At 46.9% G+C, this 15,460-nt stretch carries 14 protein-coding genes and 1 riboswitch; of the genes, 2 read left to right on the forward strand and 12 right to left on the reverse strand.

What is annotated here, in order from left to right; genetic code table 11:
• Positions 1 to 778: 778 nt before the first annotated feature.
• The 9 genes from pnp to uvrB all read right to left on the reverse strand — a co-directional run bounded on the left by pnp (position 779) and on the right by uvrB (position 10,748).
• The gene (gene pnp / locus HMPREF9708_RS00345; protein ID WP_006307935.1) at positions 779 to 2,884 is read right to left on the reverse strand and encodes a polyribonucleotide nucleotidyltransferase; all 2,106 of its coding nucleotides are present in this window, start codon (positions 2,882 to 2,884) and stop codon (positions 779 to 781) included.
• Positions 2,885 to 3,055: 171 nt separating this feature from the next.
• A complete protein-coding gene (gene rpsO, locus HMPREF9708_RS00350; protein WP_006307936.1) occupies positions 3,056 to 3,325 on the reverse strand; it encodes a 30S ribosomal protein S15 in 270 nt (89 codons plus the stop codon).
• Positions 3,326 to 4,146: 821 nt separating this feature from the next.
• The gene (locus tag HMPREF9708_RS00355; protein WP_006307937.1) at positions 4,147 to 4,665 is read right to left on the reverse strand and encodes an NUDIX domain-containing protein; all 519 of its coding nucleotides are present in this window, start codon (positions 4,663 to 4,665) and stop codon (positions 4,147 to 4,149) included.
• Positions 4,658 to 5,917 (reverse strand): bifunctional folylpolyglutamate synthase/dihydrofolate synthase, encoded by a 1,260-nt coding sequence (locus HMPREF9708_RS00360; RefSeq protein ID WP_006307938.1) that lies wholly within the window; start codon positions 5,915 to 5,917, stop codon positions 4,658 to 4,660. The genes HMPREF9708_RS00355 and HMPREF9708_RS00360 overlap by 8 nt, the downstream gene beginning before the upstream one ends.
• A complete protein-coding gene (folE, locus tag HMPREF9708_RS00365; protein ID WP_006307939.1) occupies positions 5,917 to 6,501 on the reverse strand; it encodes a GTP cyclohydrolase I FolE in 585 nt (194 codons plus the stop codon). Before folE ends, HMPREF9708_RS00360 begins: the two co-directional genes overlap by 1 nt.
• Positions 6,488 to 6,994, reverse strand: coding sequence for a 2-amino-4-hydroxy-6-hydroxymethyldihydropteridine diphosphokinase (gene folK / locus HMPREF9708_RS00370; protein ID WP_006307940.1), 507 nt, complete (start codon positions 6,992 to 6,994; stop codon positions 6,488 to 6,490). The genes folE and folK overlap by 14 nt, the downstream gene beginning before the upstream one ends.
• 1 nt (position 6,995) lies before the next feature.
• Positions 6,996 to 7,346 (reverse strand): dihydroneopterin aldolase, encoded by a 351-nt coding sequence (gene folB / locus HMPREF9708_RS00375; protein WP_040447677.1) that lies wholly within the window; start codon positions 7,344 to 7,346, stop codon positions 6,996 to 6,998.
• An 8-nt stretch (positions 7,347 to 7,354) separates the two neighbouring features.
• Positions 7,355 to 8,350: a dihydropteroate synthase gene (locus HMPREF9708_RS00380; RefSeq protein WP_006307942.1), complete on the reverse strand. Its 996-nt coding sequence runs from the start codon at positions 8,348 to 8,350 to the stop codon at positions 7,355 to 7,357.
• A 78-nt stretch (positions 8,351 to 8,428) separates the two neighbouring features.
• A riboswitch (THF riboswitch) is annotated at positions 8,429 to 8,521 on the reverse strand.
• A gap of 229 nt (positions 8,522 to 8,750) precedes the next feature.
• Positions 8,751 to 10,748 carry an excinuclease ABC subunit UvrB gene (gene uvrB / locus HMPREF9708_RS00385; protein WP_006307943.1) on the reverse strand — a complete coding sequence of 666 codons (1,998 nt, stop codon included), beginning with the start codon at positions 10,746 to 10,748 and terminating at the stop codon, positions 8,751 to 8,753.
• 300 nt (positions 10,749 to 11,048) lie between these two features.
• Here uvrB and rpsT point away from each other — a divergent pair, with 300 nt between their 5' ends.
• Positions 11,049 to 11,309, forward strand: a complete 261-nt coding sequence (gene rpsT, locus HMPREF9708_RS00390) for a 30S ribosomal protein S20 (protein ID WP_006307944.1) — start codon at positions 11,049 to 11,051, stop codon at positions 11,307 to 11,309.
• A 43-nt stretch (positions 11,310 to 11,352) separates the two neighbouring features.
• On the opposite strand, the gene HMPREF9708_RS00395 is transcribed toward rpsT, so the two are convergent.
• Positions 11,353 to 12,303 (reverse strand): hypothetical protein, encoded by a 951-nt coding sequence (locus HMPREF9708_RS00395; RefSeq protein ID WP_006307945.1) that lies wholly within the window; start codon positions 12,301 to 12,303, stop codon positions 11,353 to 11,355.
• Positions 12,304 to 12,317: 14 nt separating this feature from the next.
• Positions 12,318 to 13,343, reverse strand: a complete 1,026-nt coding sequence (gene holA, locus HMPREF9708_RS00400; RefSeq protein WP_006307946.1) for a DNA polymerase III subunit delta — start codon at positions 13,341 to 13,343, stop codon at positions 12,318 to 12,320.
• A 118-nt stretch (positions 13,344 to 13,461) separates the two neighbouring features.
• Between holA and HMPREF9708_RS00405 the strand changes: the two genes are divergently transcribed.
• Positions 13,462 to 14,202: a gamma-glutamyl-gamma-aminobutyrate hydrolase family protein gene (locus tag HMPREF9708_RS00405; protein WP_006307947.1), complete on the forward strand. Its 741-nt coding sequence runs from the start codon at positions 13,462 to 13,464 to the stop codon at positions 14,200 to 14,202.
• Between the two features lie 63 nt (positions 14,203 to 14,265).
• Here HMPREF9708_RS00405 and HMPREF9708_RS00410 read toward each other — a convergent pair whose 3' ends face one another.
• A complete protein-coding gene (locus tag HMPREF9708_RS00410) occupies positions 14,266 to 15,459 on the reverse strand; it encodes an FtsW/RodA/SpoVE family cell cycle protein (protein ID WP_006307948.1) in 1,194 nt (397 codons plus the stop codon).
• Position 15,460 lies beyond the last annotated feature (1 nt).

The following is a 15,460-nucleotide window of genomic DNA, read 5'->3' on the forward strand; positions in this document are numbered from 1 at the left end:
TTAAACATAAATAATTGCCTAATAATGCTTTAGAGTTGGTTTACTAAATCATTTCACATAAATGGCGAAGAGTCTTTATTATTTCGGTTTAAATGATATATTCTCCATGTAGACTAATTATATTATAGAATATATTAGATAATAATTAAGAGCTATCTTGAGTATGATTGTGCAGAACAACCTATTTATACTTAGCCTTCAATCAGACTCTATGAAAGATAAAAATATAGATTAAATCCATAAGTAACAAACGGGTCGCCTATGATGAGCTCATCCCAACAATTTTAATTTAGACTATAATGTAGAGTTTTCACACTAGATAATAAAACCTTGAGTAATTTTTATTGACATTGATCCTCAACCCTTATCTTTCCATATGTCAGCTTAATGAAACAATCTACCGAAGTAGACCATTTTATGAAGAATGAAATCAAAAAAGCAGGTAGTGGCGAATGGATGAAATCATAGGAAAAAGGAAGGCCCACGTAGCGTGCAATGCCTTACGGTTTACCGTCTAGGCATTGCCTAGTGGGCCTAGCCCGGAAAAGCTGCGTTTTGGAAGGCGGTCCCCTTTGATTTCATCCATTCGCCACTGCCTGCTTTTAAAGTGGAAAAACACCAAACCATGCCACACAAAAAGCTAGCCATCCGCTCGTCCAAAAACGACCAGTTTTGAGCCTCTCTTCAGTGGATCATGATTCAGTGTTTTATCATAGTGATTAATTATAGATAGCTTTAAAGGAATAAAAATCAAGAATTAAGGTTGATAGAAGCTATTTTAAGACTCGCTCTTTTGCATCAAGACTTTACGAGAAAGGTCAATGCGTCCGCGTTCATCAATTCCAGTCACCTTAACGGTCACCTTATCCCCCACATCAAAGATATCTTCCACCCGGTCAATGCGACGGTGGTCGATTTGGGAAATATGGAGGAGACCTTGCTTACCGGGTAGGACCTCCACAAAGGCCCCGTAACTTTCAATCCGTTGAATCGTTCCCTCATAAATCTGGTTGACTTCCACTTCAGCCACCAGTTCTTCAATGATTTGCTTAGCCCGGTTGATCATCTCCTGGTCTGGAGAAGCAATACTGATGCTGCCATCTTGTTCAATATCGATCTTAACTCCAGTCTCATCGATGATCGCATTGATGGTATCTCCACTCTTACCAATGACCACTTTAATCTTATCAGGATCAATCTGCATCATTTCGATCTTAGGTGCATAAGGGCTTAATTCTGGTCTTGGTTCCGCAATGGTAGCGGTCAGATTGTCTAAGATTTCTAGACGGGCCTTGCGCGCTTGCATTAAGGCTTCTTTTAGAATCGCCTCCGTAATTCCTTGGATCTTAATATCCATTTGTAAGGCAGTGATTCCTTCTTGGGTTCCGGCTACCTTGAAGTCCATATCGCCTAAGTGGTCTTCCAAGCCTTGGATATCCGTAAGTACCGTATAGTGATCTTGGTCCATCACGAGTCCCATCGCGATGCCCGCAACTGGTGCTTTAATTGGAACCCCAGCGTCCATTAAGGCCAGGGTACCCGCACAGATCGAAGCTTGAGAAGAAGACCCATTCGATTCGAGGACTTCTGCTACCAAACGAATCATATAGGGGAAGTCTTCCTTAGAAGGTATCACCTGGCTCAGAGCTCTTTCACCCAGAGCTCCATGACCAATCTCCCGTCGACCAGGGGAGCCAACCCGGCCCGTTTCTCCTACAGAGAAGTTAGGGAAATTATAGTGGTGAATGAACCGCTTCTCTTCTTCGATCCCTAACCCATCAATTACTTGGTGTTCACTCAAGGGAGCCAGGGTTGCGACCGATAGAGCTTGCGTTTGTCCCCGGGTAAAGAGTCCTGATCCATGGGTACGAGGTAGGAGCGCCACTTCTGAAGCAAGGGGCCGGATTTCATCAATTTGACGTCCATCTGGACGAATCCGCTCACGGGTGATTAACCGCCGCACTTCATCCTTTTCTAATTGGTGGAGGGCTGTTTGAACATCTTTTAATAGGCTTTCTTGGTCAGGTTCTTCCAGCAATCGCTCAGTGAAATAAATGATTCCTTCTTCAATTAATTGGTTCACCGCTTCTTCTCGCGCCTGCTTCTCAGGTGTTTGAATGGCTTGAATCATCCGGTCCTTATAGAGGGTTTGAACCTTATCCACGATATCAGGATCGAGACCCTTAATCTCAAATTCAAATTTTTCCTTACCAACCTTTTGCACAATCTCTTCTTGGAATCGAACCAAGTCCTTGATCGCTTGATGACCAAAGAGGAGGGCCTCCAGCATTCCCTCTTCATCCACTTCTTTTGCTGAAGACTCCACCATATTGATGGCAGAAGAGGTTCCGGCAACCGTTAGATCGATTTCTGAGCGTTCGATCTCCTCCACCCGTGGATTGATCAAGAGCTGACCATCCACGCGCCCTACTTGCACCCCAGCAATTGGACCATCAAAAGGAATATCAGAAATTGCTAGGGCCAGCGAAGACCCAAACATGGCAGCCATCTCAGGTGAACAGTCTTGGTCCACCGATAAGACCGTATTGGTGATTTGGATCTCATTGCGGACCCCTTCAGGGAACATGGGGCGAATCGGCCGGTCAATCAAACGAGAAGTCAGCGTGGCATTCTCAGAAGGACGCCCTTCGCGCTTAATAAAGCCACCGGGCACCTTGCCCACTGCATACATCTTCTCAATATAGTGAACCGTTAAGGGAAAGAAATCCATGCCTGAACTCGATTTGGAAGCAACAGCAGCTGAGAGCACGACGGTATCCCCATAACGGACCAATACGCTCCCATTGGCTTGTCTTGCCATTTGCCCCACTTCAACGACTAAGGGTCGGCCACCCCATTGCGTCTTAAATACTTGCTTTGTCATTCAAATAGCCTCCTTACAAGCAGTGTTTATTTGGAAGACCACTAGACAAAGATCAACCTTCCAGACGACCAAAAAGTTCATCTTTGCATAGTAGTTAAATCCAAATAAACCTAATCCTAATATAACAAAAAGGATGGCGGAATGCCATCCTGATAAAAATCCACTTGTCGCTTAACGACGTAAGCCTAAACGTTGAATTAATTCACGGTAACGTGTTACGTCTTTTTCACGTAAGTAAGCGAGTAAATTACGACGGTGACCAACCTTCTTCATTAAGCCACGGTAAGAATGGAAGTCCTTCTTGTGTGTCTTAATGTGGTCATTCAAGTTGTTAATATCCTCTGTAAGGACCGCTACTTGAACTTCAATTGAACCTGTATCACCTTCATGACGGGCAAATTCCTTGATCAATTCGTCTTTACGTGCTTGTGTTAATGCCATATTATCACCTCTTCTTCAATATTCGGCCAAAGCTAAGTAAAACGTTGGTGACGCGCTAAACTGAGCTCAGGTCAGCGAACTTCAAGCTATAGCTGACTCAAAGTTACCAAGATATATTATACCATATCCACCATAATTGCAAGACCCTCGATTCACTTTCATCCCTGGTTGTCCAAATTAGGTAAGCTATTCTCCATTTTTCAGTTCTTAATTTAATTCTAAAAAATATGTCTCTTTATTTGTTTGGATTTAATAATTAAAAAAAAAGATTCTGTCATTTTACTAAACCTATATTATTAAAACACTTCCTATTTTGCCACTTGGATAAATTTAAAAAGTATTAATCAAAAAAGTATAGAATCCGTCAATAAAAGGCAGGTCCCAATGCTTAATCATAGGAAGGAGGACGATCCACGCAGCTTGCAATGCCTTACGGTTTACCGTCTAGGCATTGCCTAGTGGATCGAGTCTGGAAAAGCGAAAGCTTTGGAAGACGGTCCCCTATGATAAGAATTGGGGGCTGGCTTATTGACGGTTACTCTTCCTTTTATTTCTATCACTTATTCCTAGTAGTCCTAGTCTGGAAAAGCCTTGCTTTGGAAGGCGGTCCCCTATGATAAGGATTAGGCTGGCTTATTGACGGTTATTCTTTCTTTTATTCTTATCACTTATTCCTAGTAGTCCTAGTCCGGAAAAGCACCGCTTTGGAAGGCGGTCTCTATGATAAGCATTGGACTACCTTATTGACAGTTATCTCTATTTTATTTTTATCATCACTTATCAAGAAGTTTTCGGCCAATCTAATTGGCGGTAGAAAGACTTTAGGACAAGAGTTGGCTATAAATACGAAACTCGGACGGAATCTGATCTAAAGGAAGCAAATGACAAGTCAATTCCGCTGGACCCTTCTGAACAAGGTCTCCTTGAAGATAAAACCGCCAATCTAAATGAATGTGGCCTGCTTCCTGGTTGACAGGATTAGCTGGAATCGCAATCTGGTTAACATCCACTAATTGATCGACCACAGGCTCCCGTAATCCATAACCTGTCTCCTCTTCAAACTCACGCAAGGCTGCTTGTAAAGGGGTTTCCCCCTCTTCCACATGACCAGCTGGCAAGAGGCGCTGGTGTAAATAAGGATGGTCCACCATGAATAAACGCTGGTTAACAAAGACAATGGCCGAGGCCGATAAGTGGATCAAGGACTGACGATTGCGTAACAGGTGGTCAGCTTGTGACTCAAGCTGCTGTCTTAATTGAGCTGACTTGGCCTGGTCATACCAAGGATAGCCTCGGTCAACCAGGTCTTTCAATTGTTGGTCAAGTAAGGTCTTATCCATGAACCCACCGCCGCCGCACACGTTTAATGAGATGAAAAGACCCCATCACCACTACAGGGTCTAATCCCGAAGCCAAGGCTTGGTCTACCGCCTGGTTCGGATCTTCAAAGGCCAAGGCAGGAATCCCCACTTCTTCAAAAAGCGCCTGAAGTTGTTGGACCGGCATGGCTCTTCCTGGAAAGTCTGGCTGGGTCAAATAGAAGTCCGCGGGTAATTGACCAATTTTTTCCACAATATGGCGGACGTCCTTATCCTGTAAGAAACCACAGACAATCGCTAAACGCTGACCCGAGAAATCTTCGCCCAAGCTGAGGCAGAGTTCTTGAATGGCATCCAGATTATGAGCCCCATCCAAGAGGACCACAGGCTGGTCCTGGACCAGTTCATACCGGCCCGGTAGGCTGACTGATTTGAGGGCTTGATTAATGCGTTGGATTTCGAGGGCTTCGCCTCGTCCTGCTAACCAGTCTTGGTAGGCCGTCAGGACCGTCGTCAAGTTCTCGTCCTGATAGGTCCCCTTCAAGCCTAAGTCAACCTTAAAGGAAGTGCCATCGGCCAGGCGCACTTGCCGGTGGTCGACTTGCAGACCATGCGAATCCACTAAAATGGCTTGCCGGACTTGAATCCGATCTTTAAGCACACCACGAACTTGCGGAGGTTGGTTGGGGGCAATCACGACCCTGGTATGAGGGCGGATAATCCCAGCCTTTGTAGCAGCAATGATTTGAAGGTCAGGCCCCAAGAGGTTCAAATGGTCTAGCCCAATCTTAGTAAAAATCGCATATTCAGCATGTGAGATAGCATTCGTTGCATCTAATTCGCCCCCGACACCACATTCCAGCACCACCCAAGAGCATTGACATTGACGGAAGTAGACCATTGCAATCAAAAATGTCCACTCAAATTGCGACAGATCCTGATCTGGATCGAGACCTAGCGCCAGGACGCTTTGAGCAATCTTCTGTTGACACGCGATATAATCTCCCTCCGAAATCTGCTGACCATTGACTTGAATCGATTCACATTCACTATTAAGGTGGGGACTGGTGAAGAGGCCAACCCTAAGATGATGACCTACCAAAAGGGCCTGCAGCATGGTAGAGGTCGACCCCTTACCATTTGTTCCGGCAATATGGAAGATCGAGTAAGCCTGATCAGGTTGGTCGAGGGATGATAAGATTAAGCGCAGGACCTTGAGCCGGTCTCCTTGACCATACAAGATGGTGGGGGATTGAGGATTAAAGTCTGACATCACCACTGTCCCACCTTTGGCAGTGATTGGAGAAATTCCTTCCTTAATGAGTCATTTTGACTAAATTCACCCAGGAAGAAAGTCGTACGGGTGATTGAATTGAGCTTCTGCACACCCCGCATTTCCACGCACATATGGCGGGCATCCACCACAACTGCCACTCCCTTGGCTTGAGTGACTTCCATTAAGATCTCCGCTACTTCTCGGGTAATATTCTCCTGGACATTGAGCTTGCGGGAGACATAATTCACTAGGCGGGGAATCTTAGATAAGCCAATAATTTGTCCCCCTTGCGGCAAATATCCTACATGGACATGTCCGAAGAATGGTAACATGTGATGTTCACACATGGAGTAAAAAGGAATGTGATTGACACTCACCACCTGATCGCCACTACCAGTCGCGGTTGGAAACATCTTCCCTTCAGTAAAGGACGCTAGACGGGTCGAAGCGGTCATTTCCTGTAAGGCCTTGGCCACTCTTTTGGGGGTCTCACGTAATCCATCACGGTCAGGATCCTCACCAATTTCTACCAATATCTCCCGGACAAGTTCTGCCAGGCGGTCAATGTTAATTTCTGTCATAATATCTGCCTACTCTTTCTAATCTTTGATTTCCTTGTTTTTGTAAAACTGCTATGGATTGCATAATGGACGGATATGCTGGAAAGTCCTCTGAAATTATTTCTGCCAGTGGGACCAAGACAAACAAGCGATTAAATAGCTCCGGATGGGGTAAGCGCAAGTCAGGGTCTTCACTCACTTGATTATCAAAAAAGAGAATATCAATATCGAGGGTCCTCGGCCCCCAAACAATCTCTCGTTTGCGGTGTAAGGCCGCTTCGACTTCATGAATATAATCTAATAAGACATACGCCGATAGATCGGTCTCAATTATGGCTGCTAGATTAATGAAATCATCTTGGACCACCCCACCAACGGGTGACGTCTGGTAGAGACTGGATACTTGAAGGAGGTCAATCTTTGGGTGTTGGGCGAGGAGCTGACAGCCCTGGTCTAGGTTAGACCTGCGGTCACCCATATTCGATCCCATACTCAGGTAAGCGCGATGGTTCATCTTAGCCCTCCACTTCAATCTCGGCTGAATCCAGTATGCCTTGAATGGGTAAATATAATTTACGAACATTGACTTTTACTTTGTCAATTTTTTGAGGACTGACGGCCTTGATTTGGTCAAGGAGATCAAGGGCAACCGTTTCGATCAGGTCAGCCCGACAAGTCTGAATATAGTCTGCCACCACTTGATAGAAAGTCGCATAGGAGACCGTCTCATCCAAGTCATCCCGACTGATGGACTGGCTCAGGGTCACCTCCAAGTCAATCGCCAAGCGTTGGCCCAATTTCTTTTCCTCGGGAAAAACGCCAATATGGGAATAAAATTGCATGTTATTTAACTTAATCTTCAAGATTGATCCTCCTACTTGGTGCCATAAGCGGGCAAATGAACATCTTCCAGGCGGTCTGCTTGACGAATATGACTCGCGATCAAGGCCGCTACTGCGTGTTCTTGGCCGACATGAACGCGGACAACCTCAATACCCATAAAGGCCGCTACCGCCGTCAAAGCAGCTGAAGCTTGGTCTCTTAAGGCATAGCCCAGGGGGTCTGCTGGATCAGTTGGATACCCCGCTTCTTGCAGGGTGTTTTGAATAAAACGTTTGCGGGAAACTCCTAAAAAACAAGTAAAGCCCCATTGGTGAATCAACTCGGCTTGTTTGACTAGGGCATAATTTTCTTTCTTAGTCAGACCAAAGCCAATTCCTGGGTCAAGCATCAAGCGGTCTCGATGGATACCGGCCGTCTGGGCACAAGCTAAGGACTTCTCAAAATAAGCTTTCATTAACTCCACCACCTCCATCTCCTGAAAGGCATCCAGTTCAGTTGGACTAAAGACCCCTTGCCCTCCAAATGAGGGGAAAATCTTAGCTGATGGATGGTCTGGACGCTGAAGGACGGGGTTGGCCATTAAGACCACTCCTACATCCGATTGAGCCAGCACTTTGGCCATCTGGGGGTCGCCCAGTAACCCTGTAATATCATTCACCACATCAACCCCCGCTTCTATGGCCGCTTGGGCGACTGGAGCCTTCCAAGTATCAATGGAGATAATGGCATCTGTCTCCTGCTTGAGGGCTTGAATGACCGGTAGGACCCGCTGGATTTCTTCTTCCACTTCAACGTAAGTCGATCCAGGACGGGTTGACTCACCACCAACATCAATCATGCGACAGCCTTGGCTGATTAGGAATTTAGCACGGTCAATGGCCTTCTGGCGATCAAACCACTGCCCCCCATCAGAGAAAGAGTCGGGTGTGACATTCACTATTCCACAAATGAGCGTCGGGTCTTGATGGCGAATCGTTTGACCCTTAAATCTAAAAATCGGTTCTTGATCCTTTATTTCTGTTAACATCTGAACTCCTTACCCGGATGTAAAGAAAATTTATCACAAAAAAGAGCACCCTAATCCTAGAGTGCCGCCGCAAAGCGTTACAGCGGAGGCGGTCGTCTATCGCGCACTGCTCGCTTCGTCTTCTAGCTACATCCCATCTAGAAGCACTTAACGTAGACAACCTACTCTGTTCCTTGATATAAATCCTATTGTATGCCTTTTAACGATTTAACACAATCCCCCTCAACCCCTTAGACTCGGATTCAGTCACTAAAGGGACCCACCCTTTCCATGCATGTCGCCCCTTTGAGTCTTGTCCCACCAGCAGAAGGCCTTAGCCCTTCATACACGCTAGGAAGCTCGCCGGCTGCCTTTTACTGGTTGAATTCAAAAAAGCAGCCTACATCAGCTGCTTCTTTGATTAATTCAACTTAAAATGGGCCTTTAATTCCATAATAATATCGCGTGTCGTGGCTGCCGCTTCAAAATTCATCTCTTTCGCATATTCCTTCATCTGCAGGGTCAACCGTTCTAATTCCTCTTGCTTTTGTAAGCGTGATAAGGACTTGAATTGTACCAAAAGATTGTCTTGTTTCTCATCATTCGAGACACTATGAGTAATGCGAATTAAATCGCGGACATCCTTCTTAATGGTCTTCGGGACAATTCCGTGGGCTTCATTGTAAGCCAGTTGAATCTGGCGACGACGGTTGGTCTCATCAATCGCCCGCTGCATGGAGCCCGTGATGGTATCGGCATACATGATGACCTTCCCATTCTCATTCCGAGCAGCCCGTCCTATCGTTTGGACCAGCGACCGTTCGGACCGGAGGAAGCCTTCCTTATCCGCATCAAGGATGACGACCAAGGAGACTTCTGGCACATCAATCCCCTCCCTTAGGAGGTTAATTCCTACCAGGACATCGAAGACACCCAGACGTAAGTCGCGAATAATTTCAGTCCGCTCCAGGGTTGCGATATCCGAATGGAGATACTTGACCTTGATATCAATTTCCTTGAGATAGTCTGTCAGGTCTTCAGACATCTTCTTGGTCAGGGTCGTAATAAAGACCCGTTCGCCCTTGTCAATCCTCTGATGGATCTCACTTACCAGGTCATCAATTTGACCTTGGATGGGTCGGACTTCAACGCTTGGATCCAAGAGACCGGTCGGCCGGATAATCTGTTCAACAATCTGGCCATGGACGCGCTCCATCTCATAGGGCCCCGGTGTCGCGGAAATATAAAGGATCTGGTTGACGTGGGATTCAAACTCCGCTAGGGTCAAGGGCCGGTTATCAACAGCGGATGGCAGGCGAAACCCATACTCAACCAACTGCTCCTTGCGGGCACGGTCCCCATTATACATCCCCCGGATCTGGGGCATGGTGATATGGGATTCATCGGCGACAATTAAGAAGTCTTCTGGAAAGAAATCCAATAGTGTGTAGGGAGGCTCACCGGGGGCTCGTCCATCCATATGGCGCGAATAATTCTCAATCCCTGAACAATACCCCATTTCCAAGAGCATCTCAATATCATAATTGGTCCGCTGCTCCAAGCGCTGGGCCTCGATCAGCTTATGTTCTTGCCGGAGGACTTCCAGTCGCTCTTCTAATTCTTGCCGGATGGATTCCACTGCCCGCAAGGTTTGTTCCTGGTTGGCCACAAAGTGCGTCGCCGGATAAATGGGAAAATGATCAACATCGTTCTTAATCTCTCCGGTTAGGACATCCACTTCCCGAATCCGGTCAATCTCATCCCCAAAGAACTCGACCCGAATGACTTCCTTATCGCGAGAGGCCAGGAAGATCTCCAGGACATCTCCTCGCGCCCGGAAGGTCCCCCGTTGGAAGTCGATGTCATTCCGGACAAATTGCATCTCCACCAAGCGGGTCATGACTGCTTCACGGGAGATCTCTTGCCCCTGTCTTAGAGAGAGGACATGTTCACGGTACATGTCAGGATCGACCAAACCATAGATACAGGACACAGAGGCCACGACAATCACATCCCGACGCTCTAATAAGGCAGAGGAGGCAGAGTGGCGTAACTTATCGATTTCATCATTGACACTGGATTCCTTCTCAATGTAGGTATCGGAAGCAGGAACATAGGCTTCAGGTTGATAATAATCATAATAAGAGACAAAATATTCCACCGCATTCTCTGGGAAGAATTCCAACAACTCCGAATAGAGTTGACCTGCTAGAGTCTTATTATGGGCCAGAACCAGAGTCGGCTTATTTACAGCTTCAATCACCTTGGCGACCGTAAAGGTCTTACCTGTCCCAGTTGCACCCAGCAGGACCTGTTCTTTTTTGTTGGCATTAATTCCTGCTGCCAAGGCTTCTATGGCCTCCGGTTGGTCCCCTGCCGGTTGGTAGGGAGAAACAACTTTAAATTTTTTATTTAACATCTTACCACCTCTTTGGTCTTACTGGTTAATCTACTTGATTGGGCTACGCGCGTCAAAGAAAAGGCCCTGGGTGATTTTAGGCAGTCTCTTAGCCAGAATACCCCATTCGCCCTCCACCCTTTTACCCTTCCTTAATCATCAGTGAATGATGATGAATCGAGAGACGAGATCCTTTAGCATTGACATCAAATGAGCCCCCATAAATTTATCATTGCATGTTGGAGTGGACTTCGGTATAATATTTTCTGTTGACTAAGCTTCAGGGCTTAGACTATTTTATTTGAAAAGGGGTGACCATCTGTGGCCAATACAACATCAGCATTAAAGCGTGTACGTCAAACTGAAAAGGTAACAAGCCGTAAACGTTCACAAATCTCATCTTTAAGAACTGCCATTAAGAAAGTTCGTTTAGCCGTTGAAACCGGTGAAGGAGATGTTCAAGCATTGTACCAAGAGGCAGTTAAAGCCATCGACTCTGCAGCAGGTAAGGGGCTTATCCACCATAATAAGGCAAGTCGTGACAAGTCTCGCTTAGCAAAATTAATCGCATCCGCTAAATAAAAGATTCAAGGCCGGTTGATCCGGCCTCTTTTTTAGCGGTTTTTTATTGGTCCTCTTCGGAATGAATTAAGTCAGACAAGGGCAAGTCCAACATGGTCTTAGCCCCCCGCTCACCTCTTTGATAAGCTCTGACAGTCGCACGTGCATAGGATAAGAGCAAGTTAGCCTGGAGGAAGGAGCTATCACTCAACTTCAAGTCTACTTCATAGGCTAATTCTTGACCGGGTCCAACCACCTGCTGGTGGATCAGAGCCCCGGCAGGTGAGGTGTCCTTCTTCAAGGCTTCCATAGAAGCTTGATCAATGAAGTGTACATCCTGATCCCCAACTAAGCCAAATTGGGGAAGCCGGTTGAGGGTTTGGTAGATGGCGCTTTCTTGGCCGGAATCTTCCAGGACTAGGTAGATCAACTGGCTGGGAAGTGACGCTTCCTCTGGCTGCTGGCTTGAATCAGTGACTGTCTCAGCTGAATCGAGGTAGACGGCAGCTACTTGGACTCCCTCCAAGTCTTGAACCAACTGAGACAGTGCGGGTTGGTAGTTGGCATGATAGAGATAGCGAGTCTTACCTTGGGGTAGAATGGCTTGAGCCAGAATCTGGTTCATCTGATAATAGGCAGGTGCCCAATCGACCCCTGTCAAGGCTAAGTGACCATGGTCGCGGGCGACGCCATCCAGCTGGTCTTGTTGGGGCTGGCGAAAGCCCGTGACTTGGATATTATCGACGGTATTAAATTGCTTGATGAAGGTCTGCCTTGCTTGCAAGAGGTAGTCGGATGGATCCGTTGCGAGAATCAAACAATCGAGTTGATCGATCGGGTCGTCTAGGACATGACGAGGCTGGATCTTTCCTCCTGCCGCTTGTTTAGGTTCTTCCCCCTCAATCACCGAATCACTGAAGACCGTCAGGTCCAGGTCCATAAAGGCATCTTCAACTTCTAGCAGGCTGGCTAATAAGCGGGGAGACCCGATGGCTCCAATTTTGATTTTTTGCATAGACTTTTACTCCTTTACTGGTTCATTTGCATATAATGGGTCAACATTAAATAGAAATGAGTTTCCTTTTGGCCGACATTGGTCTTCATTTGATAGTCGCGCTCAATCAAGTCCTCATAGAGGTCAGCTAATCCGGCAAGGGGGATCGCTCGACTCGATCTGGCCGCTAATTTAACCCGGTAGGGGTGCACCCCTAATTGCTGGGCAATGCCATCTTCCATCAAGCCTTGTGCTTGTAGGAGCTTCACTTGGATGAGCAACCTGAATTGCGAGACCACGAGAGCGTGGAGTTGAACTGGCTCATTCTTCATCAAAAGCAAGTCCTGGTAGATCTGGACCGACTCCTTAAAGTCGCGCCGCATCATGGCATTGGTCAGTTCAAAGACATTGGACTCCAAGCTTCGGGTCACAAGCTGGCGGACCACTTCCACCGTGATCGAAGCTCCCCCACTGGCATATTGGATCAGCTTTTGAGCTTCCGCCATGGCTTGGGTTAATTGATAATTCGTCCGCTTTAAGACTTCATCGAGCGCCTCCCGATTAATGTCTATAGAAGCCGCTCGCAGTGCATCTTGCAGGTGGCGCCGGACCTCTTGGTCACTCCGGGGGGTGACCTGAATATATTGACTATGTTTTTGGAGAAGTTTGGTCAGGCGTCGCCGTTGATCAATCTTGTCTGCTGGGATGATCAGGACCAAGTGGGTGGCGGGATTGGGATCTTGCAGATAAGCCTCTAAGCGGGCCTCTTGGTCTTTTGTCAGCTTTTGCTTGGATTGGGGATTGAGAAAATCTAGATTCTCAACTACTACCAGTCGCTGGTCTACAAAAAAGGAATAGGCCTGGGCCTCATCCAAGACCTCGTCGATCGACTGTTCATTTAAGTCAAATAGGACACTATCTAATTCCCCAACCTGATCTTCAACTCTTTGGGCCAGGGCTTGGCGGAAAGTTTGTTGCAGGTACCATTCACTCCCCTGCAAAACATAGACGGGGGCGAGATCCGCCTGGCTTAAAGCCTTGATTGCCGCTTGATATTCCACATCATCACCTTCTTCTTAGTCCTATTCTAGCAGATTTATCTCCTTCTGTAAGCTCGCAACCATTTACACTCGTCCGATCCTTAGGTTATAATGAGGAACGACAGAAAGGACTGATACAATGCGACCCATAATTGGTATCACAGGAAATCGAACCCCTCTTCAAAATGATCCAAATTATGCCCCCTTTGACACGACCTATATCCCCCATGCCTTTGCGACTTCAGTGAAAGCAGCCGGTGGCATTCCAATTATTATCCCCTTAATTAAGGATGAAGACCTGAGTGAGGTGCTCTCCATTATCGATGGCTTAGTCTTAACAGGGGGTCAGGATATTAACCCCATGCTCTATCAAGAAGAACCTGTCCTTCAGCTAGGCCCCCTTTCACCAGAACGGGATGAGCACGAAATGGTCCTGATTGAACAAGCCTTGAAAGCCAAAAAACCCATCCTGGGCATCTGCCGAGGGATGCAGCTCTTAAATGTCGTGCTCGGTGGTTCCCTCTACCAAGACTTGAGCTTATGCCAGGGGATCGAAGTTCAACACGTGCAAAAGTCAGAAGTAGAATGGGTCACCCACTCCATCAAAGTAGCTGAAGAGTCCATTCTAAGCCAATTCATGAAATCTGGTGACTATGTGAACACCCTCCACCACCAAGCCATTAAAGACCTGGGTCAAGGCCTTAAAGCGACCGCTTGGTCTAGCGACAATCTGATTGAAGCGGTGGAGGCGGTGGACGTCCACCAAAGCCTTGTCGGCGTTCAATGGCATCCTGAATGTACTTACCACAATAATCAAGCCAGCCGCAACCTCTTCAAGAACCTGGTTGACCGAGCAAAGGACTACCAAGCCAATAAATAAAAAATGCCCCACCTTTGGGCTGGCCATGATACCCTCATCGCCGCCTCAAGGTGGGTTTTTGAATTAAAGGTTAAAGGATTGGTCATTGGAGAAAACATAAGACCGGTGGTGGTAGCGCATCGACAGCATCAAGCCTACCCCAATCATATTGGATAAGATAGCCGACCCCCCTTGTGAAATAAAGGGTAAAGGTACCCCGGTGATGGGCAACAAGCCAATGGTCATGCCAACATTCTCTAAGACGTGGAAGAGAATCATGGAGATTACACCACCGGCAATATAGGTATAATATTCATTCTGAGTCTCAAAGCAGGTCTGGACCATCTGATAAATCAGGATAAAATAAATCAAGAGGACAAAGGAGGCGCCAATAAAGCCAAAATTCTCCCCAATCGTGGTAAAGATAAAGTCCGACTCCCGCACCGGTACGGGCACTTCGGATACACCAAAGCCCTTCCCTGCCAACTCACCTGACCCAATCGAAAGGATAGATTGTACCAATTGGTAGCCGTCTCCACTGGTATCTTCAAAAGGCTCCAACCAGGTCGTGATCCGGCTTAACTGATAAGGCTTGAACCCAATCTTAAAGAGCAAGTCTGGGAAGAAAACAGCCAAGGCAATTAAACCGCCTCCCACAATCGTCACAAAGAGAAAGGCCGGTAAAAGAATCTTCCAAGAGACCCCCGACAAGAGAATAGATCCCGCAACTATCGACAGCATGACCAGGTTCGTTCCTAAGTCATTCTGCAATTGAACAAGCACAAAGACCGGAGCTGCCGCCAAAAGCACCTTGCCAATCAAGATAAAATCACTGCGCAAGGTCCGATCCGTCACTTCAGTATTGTGGTGGGTAATAATCCGGGCGAGATAGATAATTAAGGCCGGCTTCATTAACTCCGATGGCTGAAAGGAGAAAGGCCCAATCGAAAACCAAGACTTGGCCCCTGTCAAAGCAGCCGTCTGCCGGTCGTGGAAGAATAGAACCAGAACGAGGAGCAACAATCCCAGACCATATAGATACTTGGACAACTTCCAATACTGTTCACTATCGAATTGCATGACCGCAATCACCACTAGCGAGCCCACCGCATACCAGAGGCCCTGGGTCAAGGTGGGACCGATCCCATTTCCTTGAATGAGGGCGGTCGTTGAATAGACCACCACTATCCCGATCAGCATTAAGATTAGGACCGTTAGGATCAAGCCGTAATCAATGCGGTTGTCATGATAATTGCTTAAGCGTTTATTTCGGTTCATT

Source organism: Facklamia languida CCUG 37842, assembly GCF_000245795.1.
Classification (GTDB): Bacteria; Bacillota; Bacilli; order Lactobacillales; family Aerococcaceae; genus Facklamia; species Facklamia languida.

What these genes read in the sequence shown, in the direction of transcription:
- pnp (WP_006307935.1), bottom strand. Translation starts at nt 2,884, where the DNA reads ATGACAAAGCAAGTATTTAAGACGCAATGGGGTGGCCGACCCTTAGTC.
- rpsO (WP_006307936.1), bottom strand. Translation starts at nt 3,325, where the DNA reads ATGGCATTAACACAAGCACGTAAAGACGAATTGATCAAGGAATTTGCC.
- HMPREF9708_RS00355 (WP_006307937.1), bottom strand. Translation starts at nt 4,665, where the DNA reads ATGGATAAGACCTTACTTGACCAACAATTGAAAGACCTGGTTGACCGA.
- HMPREF9708_RS00360 (WP_006307938.1), bottom strand. Translation starts at nt 5,917, where the DNA reads ATGTCAGACTTTAATCCTCAATCCCCCACCATCTTGTATGGTCAAGGA.
- folE (WP_006307939.1), bottom strand. Translation starts at nt 6,501, where the DNA reads ATGACAGAAATTAACATTGACCGCCTGGCAGAACTTGTCCGGGAGATA.
- folK (WP_006307940.1), bottom strand. Translation starts at nt 6,994, where the DNA reads ATGAACCATCGCGCTTACCTGAGTATGGGATCGAATATGGGTGACCGC.
- HMPREF9708_RS00380 (WP_006307942.1), bottom strand. Translation starts at nt 8,350, where the DNA reads ATGTTAACAGAAATAAAGGATCAAGAACCGATTTTTAGATTTAAGGGT.
- uvrB (WP_006307943.1), bottom strand. Translation starts at nt 10,748, where the DNA reads ATGTTAAATAAAAAATTTAAAGTTGTTTCTCCCTACCAACCGGCAGGG.
- HMPREF9708_RS00395 (WP_006307945.1), bottom strand. Translation starts at nt 12,303, where the DNA reads ATGCAAAAAATCAAAATTGGAGCCATCGGGTCTCCCCGCTTATTAGCC.
- HMPREF9708_RS00405 (WP_006307947.1), top strand. Translation starts at nt 13,462, where the DNA reads ATGCGACCCATAATTGGTATCACAGGAAATCGAACCCCTCTTCAAAAT.
- HMPREF9708_RS00410 (WP_006307948.1), bottom strand. Translation starts at nt 15,459, where the DNA reads ATGAACCGAAATAAACGCTTAAGCAATTATCATGACAACCGCATTGAT.